General features: G+C 40.2%; 8 protein-coding genes. 2 read left to right on the top strand and 6 right to left on the bottom strand.

Going from position 1 to position 14,134, the window contains the following annotated elements:
- Positions 1 to 5: 5 nt before the first annotated feature.
- Positions 6 to 1,277, bottom strand: coding sequence for a serine hydroxymethyltransferase (gene glyA, locus ATK78_RS10765; RefSeq protein WP_133576089.1), 1,272 nt, complete (start codon positions 1,275 to 1,277; stop codon positions 6 to 8).
- Between the two features lie 93 nt (positions 1,278 to 1,370).
- Between glyA and dxs the strand changes: the two genes are divergently transcribed.
- Complete coding sequence (dxs, locus tag ATK78_RS10760; RefSeq protein ID WP_133576088.1) at positions 1,371 to 3,299, top strand: 1-deoxy-D-xylulose-5-phosphate synthase; 1,929 nt, start codon at positions 1,371 to 1,373, stop codon at positions 3,297 to 3,299.
- A 105-nt stretch (positions 3,300 to 3,404) separates the two neighbouring features.
- Here dxs and ATK78_RS10755 read toward each other — a convergent pair whose 3' ends face one another.
- The 5 genes from ATK78_RS10755 to ATK78_RS10735 all read right to left on the bottom strand — a co-directional run bounded on the left by ATK78_RS10755 (position 3,405) and on the right by ATK78_RS10735 (position 12,245).
- Entirely contained in the window at positions 3,405 to 4,364 is a 960-nt protein-coding gene (locus tag ATK78_RS10755; protein WP_133576087.1) for a basic secretory protein-like protein, read from the bottom strand.
- Positions 4,365 to 4,443: 79 nt separating this feature from the next.
- Positions 4,444 to 5,382: a hypothetical protein gene (locus tag ATK78_RS10750; RefSeq protein ID WP_133576086.1), complete on the bottom strand. Its 939-nt coding sequence runs from the start codon at positions 5,380 to 5,382 to the stop codon at positions 4,444 to 4,446.
- A gap of 120 nt (positions 5,383 to 5,502) precedes the next feature.
- Positions 5,503 to 7,332, bottom strand: coding sequence for a RagB/SusD family nutrient uptake outer membrane protein (locus ATK78_RS10745; RefSeq protein WP_133576085.1), 1,830 nt, complete (start codon positions 7,330 to 7,332; stop codon positions 5,503 to 5,505).
- A gap of 5 nt (positions 7,333 to 7,337) precedes the next feature.
- Positions 7,338 to 10,460, bottom strand: coding sequence for a SusC/RagA family TonB-linked outer membrane protein (locus tag ATK78_RS10740; RefSeq protein WP_243732497.1), 3,123 nt, complete (start codon positions 10,458 to 10,460; stop codon positions 7,338 to 7,340).
- 435 nt (positions 10,461 to 10,895) lie between these two features.
- On the bottom strand, positions 10,896 to 12,245 hold the full coding sequence (locus tag ATK78_RS10735) for a sensor histidine kinase (protein WP_133576083.1): 1,350 nt from the start codon (positions 12,243 to 12,245) through the stop codon (positions 10,896 to 10,898).
- 201 nt (positions 12,246 to 12,446) lie between these two features.
- Here ATK78_RS10735 and ATK78_RS10730 point away from each other — a divergent pair, with 201 nt between their 5' ends.
- Positions 12,447 to 13,739 (top strand): sensor histidine kinase, encoded by a 1,293-nt coding sequence (locus ATK78_RS10730; protein ID WP_133576082.1) that lies wholly within the window; start codon positions 12,447 to 12,449, stop codon positions 13,737 to 13,739.
- Positions 13,740 to 14,134 lie beyond the last annotated feature (395 nt).

Genomic DNA, 14,134 nt, shown 5'->3' with positions numbered 1-14,134 from the left:
CCTGTTTATTTATACAGCGGGAACTTACCGGCCAGATCAGCCACTTGTTTTTTAACCTGCTTCAGATTTTCTTCATCTTCGGCATTCGTAATCACCTGGTCAATTAGATCAACAATCAGTTCCATTTCAGTTTCTTTAAGACCTCTTGTCGTAATCGCTGCAGTTCCAACACGGATACCAGAGGTTACAAAAGGAGACTTATCATCAAAAGGAACCATATTCTTATTTACGGTAATATCTGCTTTTTCCAGCGCATTTTCAGCAACCTTACCCGTAATATTTTTATTTCTCAGATCAATCAGCATGAGATGGTTGTCCGTTCCGCCAGAAATGATCCCATAGCCCTTAGCCACAAATGCTTTAGCCATCGCTTGTGCATTCACTTTAACCTGGGTAATGTACGTCAGGTATTCATCACTAAGTGCCTCACCAAAAGCGATGGCCTTAGCTGCAATGATATGCTCTAGCGGTCCGCCCTGAGTTCCTGGAAAAACGGCCATATCCAATACTGACGACATCATTCTGACCTCTCCTTTAGGGGTTTTCAGTCCAAAAGGGTTTTCAAAATCCTTACCCATCATGATCATACCACCACGTGGTCCGCGAAGGGTTTTATGTGTAGTTGTCGTTACAATATGACAATGCGGAAGCGGATCAGCAAGTAAACCGCGTGCAATCATCCCTGCAGGATGAGAGATATCTGCAAGTACCAAAGCACCGATCTGATCTGCAACCCTACGGATAAATGCATAATCCCATTCCCTGGAATAGGCAGAAGCACCACAAATAATAAGCTTCGGGCGCTCCGCTAATGCAAGTGCTTCCAGCTTCGCATAATCAATTAATCCATCTTCTTTTTTAACGCCATAAAATAAAGGATGATACAATTTTCCTGAAAAATTAACCGGAGAACCGTGTGTTAAATGGCCGCCATGAGAAAGGTCAAAACCTAAGATCTTATCTCCCGGCTGGATCACTGCCAGCATCACTGCGGCATTTGCCTGTGCACCGGAATGCGGCTGCACATTTACCCATTCTGCACCAAATAATTTTTTAGCACGCTCAATAGCAAGGGTTTCCACCTCGTCTACTACCTGGCAACCCCCATAATACCGTTTGCCCGGAAGGCCTTCGGCATATTTGTTGGTTAAACAAGAACCTGCTGCTTCCATTACCTGCTTGCTTACAAAATTTTCTGAAGCTATCAGTTCAAGTCCATTTTCCTGACGGTCCAATTCCCTGTCAATCAAATCAAAAATTAAAGTATCTCTAGTCATTTATTGAAGTATATTTTTGTAAAATTAATGATTTTCCTTCTTAGTTTGAGAACAAAATACCTTACTTTGTACTTTCTACTCTTTAATTACTACATGGAAGATACTAGGGGTCCATTACTACCAACCATAAATTATCCTGCTGATCTAAAGCAGTATAAAGAACAAGATCTGGAACAGATTAGTCAGGAATTACGTCAGTACATTATTGATGTAGTGAGTGTTAATGGTGGCCATTTTGGGGCAAGTCTTGGTGTAGTGGAACTTACAGTAGCTTTACATTATGCATTAAACACACCGTACGACAAGCTCGTGTGGGATGTGGGCCACCAGGCATACGGACATAAGATCCTTACCGGTCGCAAATCTGTATTCCACACCAACCGGATCATCAATGGAATCAGTGGCTTCCCGAAGATCTCTGAAAGTGAGTACGATACGTTTGGGGTAGGCCATTCTTCTACCTCCATCTCTGCAGCACTGGGTATGGCAGTAGCCTCACAGTATAAGGGCGAAACAGACCGGCAGCATGTTGCCGTAATTGGCGATGGCGCGATGACCGCCGGACTTGCTTTTGAAGGCTTAAACCATGCCGGAATTGAGAACTCAAACCTTTTAGTGGTGCTCAATGACAATTGCATGTCCATAGATCCAAATGTAGGCGCATTAAAAGAATATTTAACCAGCATCACCACCTCAAAATCATACAACCGCTTTCGCGATGACATTTCCAATGTGCTCATCAAGCTCTCAGAGCTTGGCCCAAACGCACATAAGTTTGTTAAGAAAATAGAAAAAAGCATCAAAGGTACATTGCTCAAACAAAGCAATTTATTTGAAGCCTTAAACTTCAGGTATTTTGGCCCGGTAGACGGGCATGATGTGGTGCGCCTTGCGCAGATCATCAAAGACCTGAAAGACATTCCCGGACCAAAACTATTACATTGTGTAACCGTAAAAGGCAAGGGTTTTGCACTCGCAGAAAAAGACCAGACCAAATGGCACGCTCCGGGTCTCTTTGATAAAATTACCGGCGAAATAAAAAAATCTGTGGTGGATAAACCACAACCACCAAAATATCAGGACGTATTTGGACATACCTTGGTAGAGCTTGCAGAAGCCAATGCTAAAATTGTAGGCATCACCCCCGCCATGCCCTCAGGATCATCCATGAACATCATGATGAAAGCCATGCCGAACCGTGCGTTCGATGTGGGTATTGCAGAACAGCATGCCGTAACTTTCTCCGCAGGATTGGCAACACAGGGACTGGTACCATTTTGCAACATCTACTCCAGCTTTATGCAGCGGGCATACGATCAGGTAATCCATGATGTAGCCATACAAAATCTAAACGTAGTATTCTGTTTAGACCGCGCAGGTCTGGCCGGCGCAGACGGCGCCACCCACCATGGGGCATACGATCTCGCTTACATGCGCAGCATTCCCAATATGACGGTTGCAGCACCAATGAATGAAGAAGAACTCCGCAACCTGATGTACACCGCACAGCAGGAAAATATGGGCCCGTTCTCTATCCGTTATCCAAGAGGAAATGGCATGCTGGCAGACTGGAAACGCCCGTTTAAAGCCATTGAAGTTGGTAAAGGCCGAAAAATATGCGATGGAGAAGATGTAGCCATCCTAACCCTGGGCCATGTAGGTAACTTTGCCGTTGAAGCCTGTAACGAATTGAACAGTGAAGGCATCCATCCTGCGCATTATGACATGCGTTTTGTTAAACCACTGGATGAAAATATGCTGCACGATATATTTAGCCGTTACCAAAATGTAATCACCATCGAAGATGGTTGCTTACAGGGAGGAATGGGCAGTGCAGTGCTGGAATTCATGGCGGACCATAAATACAATAGCCAGGTAACCAGGCTCGGAATTCCAGATGAATTCATCGAACATGGAGAACAACCCGAATTGTGGGCACTCTGCGGATATGACACCAATTCAATCATCAGTACCGTTAAAAAGGTAGCCGTAAGCAGGACTACAAAAACAATAGCTTCTTAATTAAAGCAAACCTGTAGCCACGTTCAATGATGGCGAATAAGTATACTACACAAGAAAGGCTCCCGAAAAATATCGGGAGCCTTTCTGTTAAAAAGTATTCAAGGATTAAATCACCGGGTTAGCAGCATAAGCGGCCCATAATTCATCAATGGTTTTACCCGTAAGTGCTTTCCAGCTGCCATCATTATACGTATGCGCCCTTAAGCTTTTGTCCAGTTCGTCAACAATGCCTGCCTTTTGAGTTTTATCGATCCACTCAAAAAACCTTGCCGTAATCCGGTAACTGTTGGTATAATGTTGTTTGTCGCTAAACGCAGGCAAACTCCATTTAGAACCTACGTTATCCACACCATATTTAAACCTGACATAATCAGCAATACCTTCAGTCAACCATACCGGACCGGCACTATAACCGTAACCTTGTACAATATGCATGGTTTCATGCGTAACTACATCAATATCCGTAGGGTGAGCCTTCATATAACCGGCACTGAACAATACCCGGCCGCCACTTGCCTCAGCAACCGCTTTATACGCCGTATCCACAACAAAAAGAACATCCCTGGTAGATTTGTCATTGAACTTAGCTACCAGCACTGGGTAGATCTTAAAATACGTATCGATCAGGTTTTTTTTAACGTTAAGATCAAGATTTGGATCTTTGCTGATGAAAACCAGGCTATATCCGTCTTTCTTAATCGTATCAGCAGAAACCCAATTGCGTGACAATTGATATTGCAATACACTTTCAAGATGCTTAGGATTCTTTTTTAACCATTTACGATTAATCTGAATGGTACCTGCGGAGGCAGAAACAGTACCTTTATAATCATTGGAAATTTCCATATTCACCTCGCGCTTGGTACGGTAACCGTCCGCACGTGCAAATGCAGGATAAGCATTAAAAAAAGCATCTGTAAGATCCTTTTTAAGGTCGTCCTTCAGCTGATCATTCTTATTAATGATGTTTAGCGTGTAACGGTCCTTTTTAACAGTTTCGAGATCCTGGGCAGAAGCATTGATGATGCAGCCCAGCATACCGATCAGAAGAAGTGATTTTTTCATTCGTTTGATTGTTGTTTATTTGTGTGTATGTTGATTTTGAGATTATATTAGAAATTAGACTAACAAATCTGCTGTAGGTTTAATATTTTACTTTAGGAAAATCAGTCTTTGCCTTCGCATATTCCCTTTCCCATTGATCATTCCATCCAAAAGCAATTGTAGCCTGTGCTTTCATATCAAATTTAGCAGCACCGCTGGAGAAATGGATAAACTCACCCCAATTTAGTTTCCTGGTATAATTATTAGTTGCATTCTTCGGAAAGTTCTCGGATATCAACTTAAAGAAGTCGACAAGCACCTGAGTTTTACCATGCTCATTATACCATGGAAAAAGCCAGTTTTTATACCATAAAGAACCCGGAGCCGGAAAGGTAGTCGTTTGGTTAAGTACATTATCATGCCATCTCTTAGCCTCATCCGGCATATTTAAGCCCAGGTATACATCGTACTGAAAAATTTCGGCAAATTTACTATCACCCCAAATTCCATTCGGATAGTTACCAAAGCCAACAGAACCCTTGGTATCAAAGGTAGCAGATTCAACAATATGAAATATTTCATGGGTAGGCAGGTCAATGTTCCCAGATTGTGTTAGCCATGGGCCTGGTCCACAATCGATAACATTCCGGTAATCATGAGACGCGCTAAAATAATAATCCGGATGTCCTCCACTGTATTTGTTGGTATGAAAAATAGCATACAATATCGGATCAGGTCCATGTCCGCCATAGGTTTTTTTGGTATAACGCCAAACATCGCCAATAAACTTAAATGGCCATAAGATCGTTCTGTCTACATCGCCATCATAATAAACAGCAAGATCGGCATCATAATACACACGGCTTACCGTTTGAATATGATCAAACCAATGTTCTTTCCAGGTTCTTGGAGGTGTTCCTGCAGGTTCCGGGACAATCACAACAGGGGTAACAACGGGAGCGTCAGTTGATTTCTTTTTACAGGCGGCCAGGCTGGTCAGTGCAATGGCCACACATAGTAAGAGGGAAAAGTTCTTCATTATAGATTTATTTAGTTGATTATCAGTTGATTTATAGAAATAGGATCGGCTTATTATAAGAATAGGTTTTTTGCCATTGGCAAAAAACCTATTCTTATGTAATGTTAAACTATAAGGATATTACCATCCTGGGTTTTGAACCAACAAAGGAACTTTCTGGATCTCACCGTTTGGTATAGGCCATAAGTAATGTTTCGCATCAAATACCCTTGATTCTTGCTGAACAATGTTATAAAATCCAGTAGCCGCATTTTTTGTAATGTCAAGGCCATTGATGAATTTATCTGTTGTCGCTGCAATTTTCCATCTTCTGGTATCGAAATAACGGTGAGATTCGAAAGCAAGTTCAACTTGTCTCTCTAGTCTGATCGCCGCACGAAGATCCGCTGGAACCGGAAGTGCATTTGCACCAGTACCATACTGAGGAATACCAGCACGTTCTCTGATCAGGTTTAAGTAAACCAAAACATCAGGATCTGAAGGGTTAGCTTCATAAGCCGCCTCAACATAGTCCAGATAGATCTCAGACAAACGGATAAAGATGTTTGTTCTTCCACCGGTAGACCATCCGCTTAAACCTAAGTTTTTACGTTGGGTATATCCTGTAGATGAATAATCATCATTACCAATGGAACTTTTACCTGCGTTACCGTTAAATTCAAAACTGGTTACAAGCGTTGTATTCGGATTGATCCATTTACGGTTAGTATAGGTAATACCAGCATAAAAACGAGCTTCTCTGCCTACATACATATTTTGTACCGATCTAATGATGTTATCATCAGGAGCTTTATAATCTGTAAATCCAGTTCTGGTAAATCCAGAAGTATTATCAGTAGTTGGTTTACCATTAGCCATGAAATAAGCTTCAACCAATTGCTGAGATGCAGAAAGGAAAGATCCGCCTTTATCACCACCGCTACCATTGTTATGGTTTGGACTCATGTTGTAACCAAGATTGGTAATATCCGCATTTGGTTTAGCAAAAATAACCTCAGAATTCCAGTCCGTTAACATCACATCGCGAACAGCAAGGAATGCGTTATAAAGAGTCTGGTCTACACCTGCCGGAGCAGTACCTGTTTTTTTGAATAAACTATAGTTTGGATACGTAGTAATGAACGATTTTGCCGCTGCAGCAGCTCTTGTCCATTTTGCAGTACTCACAGTTTGGCTAACCAATTGTGTTCCATCCGCATTTTTGAAGTCTGCATAAGCAGTATTTCCATTAAACAACGGACTTGCAGCAGTTAACAATACCTGGATTTTGTAAGCATGAAGTACCGCTTTGTTTACGTGACCATAATCGCTGTCACCCTGAGGCAATGCAGGCAGGCCTTCAGCAGCACCGTCTAATTCAGCAACAATATAATCAACACACTCGTCAAAAGTACTGCGTGGTTTACTGATCGCAGAAATTGGCGCATCAGCAGCAATTGGATCATTTCCTAATAAAACAAGTGGTCCGTATTGACGAAGCAGGTAGTAATAATAGATCGCACGAATCCCTTTGGCTTCAGCTCTGTAACGGGATACTAAATCAACACCGTTATTGTTACAGTCGGTACATTTACCAACATTGGCCATAAAGTTACTTGAAGCCTGGATACCTCTGTAGTATAATTGCCACATGGTATTCACCTGACCTGTTGTAGCATCCCAGTTACCACTGTTGATGTTGTTAGAGAAACTACTCGGTAAAGTATAGTTAGCTTCATCAGAAGCACCAGTCCATGCGCCGGCAGTATTTCCATTGGCAGGAAAACGCTGCTGCATTTCATCAGGTAAAGTAGAGTAAACGTTTGCCAATAATTGTTCAACGGTAGATCTTGTTGCAAAAGATTCATCAAAAGTCAGACGGTCATTGGGAACCTGCTCAAGAAATTTTTTGCAGCCATAGTTCCCTGTAACAAACAGGGCTGCTATCGCATATATATATATTTTCTTCATAATAATTAAAAGTTAGCTGTTAAACCAAGTGAGTACGTAGAGATCAATGGGTATCTGGTACCATTATTAGATGCTAATTCTGGATCCCAGATTTTAAAGTCACTAATTGTAAACACATTATATCCAATAGCGTAAATTCTTAGTTTTTTAATGCCAACTTGTTTAACTCCTTTACTAAAAGTATAACCAAACTGAACGTCTTTCAAACGGATATAACTGATATCACGTAACCAGAATGTACTCGTTTGGAAGTTGTTGTTATTAACACCATAAGATAACCTTGGGAAAAATGCATCCTGACGAGGATTATCAACAGTCCAGCGGTCATTAGCAATAGAGTGTAAGTTACTCTGACCACCAGAACCAGTAAATGGAGTCATTGCTTCACCACCTAAGGCAATCTCAGCATTGTGTTGTCCCTGGAAAAATGCAGACAGTTCAAAACCTTTATATCTGCTGGCAAAACCAAATCCATAAATAGAAGCAGGTACATCTCCACGTCCGATGATCGTACGGTCAAATGCATCAATTACACCATCACCATTTAAATCCTTGTATTTAATATCACCTGGCAATAAAGTACCAAATTGTTTTGCACTCGCATCAATCTGCGCCTGATCAACAAATAGACCGTCTGCAATATATCCTGTACGTGCAAGGATGTTATGTCCTCTTAGCTCCATCCATGGAAATTTGGTTGGTGCCTGGTCATTTTCAATGATTTTATCTTTGTTGTAAGTATAGTTCGCTCTGAAGGTAATGTCAAAATCAGAAGAAAATTTAGCACTGTATTCTACAGTACCATCAATACCTTTATTCTCTGTTTCACCTAAGTTACCTGATGGAGTAGAAACCAAACCGATGTAGTTAGGAACCAAACCTCTACCTAAGAAGATACCAGTTCTGTGTTCTTTAAATACATCAACAATAAGTGATAGGTTGCTGTTTAAAGTTTTCAATTCAAAACCTAAATCTTGTTTACGACTTTCTGCCCATGAAACGTCAACACCATAAGCGGTAACATTCAAACCAGCAACACCAGCTCTGCTTAAACCAAATGAGTAACCGTTTGCACTACCAACTTTAGTTAAATAGTAAAAACGATCTCCCTCAGCACCAGCATAGCCTGATGAACTACCACCACTACCAACTTTACCATCAGAATATCTGAATTTAACCAATTGGAAAGTGTTTTTTAGGTTCTCAAAGAATTTCTCGTTGGATAGGATATAACCTAAACCGAATGCAGGGAATGTACCGTAACGTCTGTCCGGAGCAAAGTTCTCAGAACCATTGTAACCTACACTAAACTCAGCAAAGTAACGGTTGTCATAACCGTAGCTTGCACGGGCAGCAACACCATGCATTCTGTAAGGAATAGACAAGGTAAAGTTACCACCAAAAGCATTGATGTTATCATTTTGGTTGTAGATCAACAAACCAGATACCGAGTGCTTACCAAAATCTCTCTGGTAATTTAAAGCGATCTCTCCATAAAGTTTTTTATCACCACTGTTTCCCAACGCATAACCTAAGAAGTTCTGACCAGTAAAAGTCTGAAGGTATTTGTAACTTCCATCAGCATTATATGGATCATTTGGACTGATATAAAACGTACTCTCTCTCTTATTACGGTTAATCGCATTAGAGTTAGTCGCATCGAAAGAGAACATAGCTGTCGCGCTCAACCCTTGAGTTAAGAACTTCAAATCCTGCGTTAAACGTAAGTTAGAGAAAACCTGGTTCGTATAATTGGTACGATACCCTCTTCTTGTTAAATCCGCATATGGATTCCGTTGATCACCTTGTCCGGAGATTCCTGGAATGGTTCCGTTTGGATAAACAACCGGGAAAGAAACCGGGTTAATTTGGAAAGCCTGGTTAAAAAGACCCGAAGCAGTTTCTGTACCCGGGTTATTTCCCTGTTGTAAAACACCTCTGATACCTAAAGCCAATTTAGTAGTACCCGTAAGGTCCCAGTCTAAATTTGTACTCACATTGTATCTTGAGAATTTCTGAGTCGAGTTAAAAGATTGACTATCATCAGTTTTTAACAAACCAGTTTCATCATAGTATCCCAAAGACACGTAGTAACGTGCATTTTGAACACCACCAGAAAGATTCGCATTTGCGGTACGGTTCTGTCCGAAGTCTTTAAAGATCTCGTCTAACCAGTTTACATTTGGATAAAGAATTGGATCTACACCAGATGCAGTTTTATTAATGATATCCTGAGAATATCTTGGTGTAAAAGTTCCTGTGTTTTTAGTACGGATAAACTCAGTCATACTAGCTTCATTCGCTAAGTTCATGTAGTCAACACCGTCAATTAGCTCAGGTTTTTTAGTAAACGTAGTCAAACCCTGGTAATAATCTACCGTAATTTGAGGAGTTCCTACTTTACCTTGTTTAGTAATTACAAGGATTACACCGTTTGCACCACGAATACCATAAACGGCAGTAGCAGCAGCATCCTTTAGAATAGTGAATGACTCAATGTCCTGAGGAGCTAATCCGTTGATCGGACGGTTAGGCACACCATCAACCACGATAAGCGGGTTACGGTCACCACCAATGTTAGAAATACCACGGATCCAGATATCAGCCTGGTCAGAACCTGGCTCACCGTTACGGGTTACCGCAACAAGTCCTGGAATTCTACCCGCAAGCATAGAACTGATGTTCGCAACCGGTTGTCTAAGCTCAGAAGCTTTAACAGAAGATTGCGCACCAACTAAGCTTTCTTTCTTTTGTGTACCGAAGGCCACAACAGCAACCTCTTCAAGGTTGTTACCCGTAGGCTTCAATTGAACAGTAATTGCAGTTTGAGTTCCAACAGTCACCTCTAATGGATCGTATCCAACATAAGAGATCACAAGAATGGCTTGTTGATTTGGCACCGTAATTTGGAAGGCACCATTTACGTCTGCCGAAGCGGTGGTAGACATCCCTTTTACTTTAACACCAGCACCTGGTAAAGGAGAACCTGTTTCATCCTTAATAATACCACGTACAACAATGTCCGCTTTAATCTTCACTGAAACAGTCGCTTTTGAATTGCCCGAATTTACATTCAATGCAGCAGCCTGTCCTTCTAATGTCAAACCGACAGCCAGGGTACATGCCATAATTTTGAAAGCATTTCCCCGCTTGGTAAGACTTAGGCTAATAAGTCTAGTAAACTTTTTGTTCATGTTTGTTTGTTTGTTAATAAAACGATTTAGTTAATTATGGTTGGTTTTCTCGTAGAGCCAGTTTTGGTGGTGTAAAACAGCGTTAAATAAAATTTAATAAGGGCATGTCTGAAAAACCAGTATTAAATTCCATTAAACCGCATATTTTCGGTTTAAATACAAACATAACATCTTCAGCGTGAGGGGATAATTTGGTTAGTGGTGTAGAAGTTTTGGTCATGTTGTAGCTTTTTAGGTGAACTAAAACGTTTTTTCAAAAACAATTATAAATATAAATTACGTGTTAACCCAATGTTTTTTACAAAACAAGTTTATGTATCTTAAATGTTACGAAACAGAAATACCATGGCATTGTTCTTGTATTCTATCCTAACCTTGTAGTTTTTGATCTGAATACGCCTCATCTTCAGGATCAGCCGGATTTACCTGCAGATCAGCTACCGGAAAACTCAAATAAAATACAGTCCCCACACCTTCCTTGCTTTCAAAAGAAATCTTACCACCCTGAACCTCCATATACTCTTTGCACAATAACAACCCAAGTCCAACTCCCTTCTCATGTTTGGTACCATAGGTAGACGTAATGTCCAGTGAAAAAACATAGGGTTGTTTCGCCGCAGAAATACCAATACCATTATCGGCAATGATCAATACGTGATAATCAACATCCGCTCTGCTGCTTAAAACAATTTCTCCGCCAGACCGTGTAAACTTGATGGCATTATTAACTACGTTTCTAAATACCAGCTTCAGCATATCCGCATCTGCAAACAAGAACAGTCCGGGGTCTATTTCATTCCTGATGCTGATTAACTTTTCAAGGGCAGCAGTCTGCTGGATATCAATTGTAACCTTTAAGGTCTCAAAGCCATTCAGTTCAAAACGGTTCACCTTAAGGCCTGTCTCCATTTGTGACTTAGTCCAGGACAACAAATTCACCAGCATCGTTTGGGTATTTTTAGTTTCATTGAGCAAACTGGCCGTAATGGACTTCTTCTCATCCTCATTCAAATCGTAATCGATCAATACCTCCAGAAAACTCTGGATAGAATTTAAGGGCGATCTCATATCGTGGGACAAAATAGAAAGTAGTTTCGTCTTTGACTCATTAGCCTGCTCCAAAGCAATCGATTTCTTTAAGGAATTATTTTTTTCAGCCTCATAGCTCTTCCGGATATAGGTAAGGATAATAGAGATGATCGTCATGATCACCAAATAAGAAAACCCGGTATCCACAAAATATCCGCTCCGGCTGGCATACGAATTCTTTACCAGTTCAGGAAAATAATATTCTACCGTTAATAAGGAAGCAACGACAAATCCATTCAATGCTACCCAAAAACGGTATTCCTTATTGGGCATTACCGATGTAGTAAAAAAGAACGCAAGCATAAAAATCAGTAACGTTGGCCCATTTATTCCAGAATTCAAAAAGAAATTAAAGATCAGCATCAGGTTACCCAATATGGTAAAAAGGATCACACTGGTTTTAGAATTCCCCCAGTACCTCGAATTCACAAATAAGAATGTCATGAGCACCGCACTGCTGAACATCACTGCAGAAACAAATGGAATGCGGACAAATAAGTTTACGCCAACAAAAAAAACAAGTGAAACTATCGCAACAATACAGACTTCATGAAAGATCCTGGCTTCCATAGTGATCGCTAACGGATCACCAATAAGTTTCCTGTGTATCCTCCTAAAAATTTCAATCATTCCAGCCAGCCATATATCAACCGCCAATTTAACAAAAACATAGCGCTTCCTATAATCCAATATACAGTATATAAAGAACAGGATCTAATAGACTTAAAAAGCACGAATTGTCTTATTAATAAAATTATACGATATTATATTAATTTCAATTATCTTTCTTTTCTTTGTGATATACCAAACCTAAATTAGCACGCCTCGTCAATGAAGGAATATTTTCGTCATATCCGTAAATTCTGGAACGTTGTCCTCGGAGATCATAATGAATTCTCATTAGAGAGCCGGATCTTTCATACCATATCTGCAGTAGCCCTGATCACACTTCTTATTCAAGGTACCTTATATCTATATAATGCATTGTACCCGATGGGTATCATTACGTTATTCATTTTAGTGCTGCAATCCGGCCTTTACTATTTAAGCCGCTTTAAAAACAAACTTACCCTTGCAATCTCTATCTCCGCCATAGAGATCAACATTACAACAGCAATCGGCTATTTCTTTAATTCAGGCATTACCGGCGGTAGCCTGCTGTTATTCTCAGTCTCTTTATTCCTGGTAATCCTGGTCGTTCCAAAAAAACAATGGCTGCTTTGGTTCCTGGTAAACTTCGGTACTGTATGCACAATTGTTGCCTGCGAATACCTGCAGCCTCAGATCATACAAAATCATCATACCAGCAGACAAGCCTTATTCCTGGATATGATGCTGTGTTATTGTGTTGTGGTCAGCCTCTTATATGTATGTACCATACAAATCAGAAAAAGCTTTTATAAACAAAAGCTGATCATCGACGATAAAGCACTTAGGCTTCAATTGCTTAATGACGAAAAAGATAAACTATTCTCCATCATCTCGCATGACCTCACCTCACCCCTGGCCGCTGTAAAACAATACCTAAACCTGCTTGGCCAGGTTTCGCTGGATCCTGATGAACGCTCAATGATCGAGCAGGACCTGATCAAATCTGTTGACAATGCACAAGATCTGCTGAGTAACTTATTACAATGGGCAAAGAGTCAAATGCAGAACGCAAATTTATCCATAACTGACCTGAACCTAAAAGAGCAGCTTATTTCAACGGTTGAAATGTTCCGGCAAATTGCGCTAAACAAAGCGATTGAACTCGATGTAAGCATAGACAACAACATCATCGTTACTGCAGATAAAAACATGCTTCAGCTGGTTATCCGCAATTTGCTGAACAATGCCATAAAGTTTACCCACAAAAATGGCCGTATTGAACTTCGCGCCATCCTCAAGAACAAAGAATGCATCATCTCCATAAAAGACAATGGAATAGGCATCCCATTAGAGCGGCAAAGCAAGATCTTCTCTTTAAACGTGGAGTCAACATACGGAACCATAAACGAAAAAGGAACCGGATTGGGACTTAACATGAGTAAAGAATATACACAGTTACAAGGAGGGAACATTTGGTTTACCAGTCAAAACAAGAAAGGAAGCACCTTTTATCTATCACTTCCCGCTAAATAATTACACTACACCAAACAGGAATTAATCTCCAGCTTATTTTTACTAAGAAACAATTTATTGAAACGTAAAAGTTACAAAGTAACATGAAGTAAAAACAATTTTTATAACTTCAATAGAAAATATTTTAATGAATTTTATTTTATTGATCTTACAATAAAAAAATAAAAAGTAAATTTTAATGTCTCAAAAGTTTACTCTGAACTCTTACTCAACCTCCAGTAAAAGAATGTATTATTCTTATTATATCAAATTCTTACATTTGATATACCATTTATAAATTTTGTATCCGAACCTTTTCGTAAACGCGTAATTCCCATAAAGTTTTTTTAAGATAACATTGCTAAATCGATTTTAATCCATTAGAAATATTAGCCGTAAAAACCAAAAAGATGCAC

It is taken from the genome of Pedobacter metabolipauper (assembly GCF_004362715.1).
Lineage (GTDB): Bacteria > Bacteroidota > Bacteroidia > Sphingobacteriales > Sphingobacteriaceae > Pedobacter > Pedobacter metabolipauper.
The sequence above is the reverse complement of the archived record's forward strand: the minus strand, read 5'-3'. Positions and strand labels throughout refer to the sequence as shown.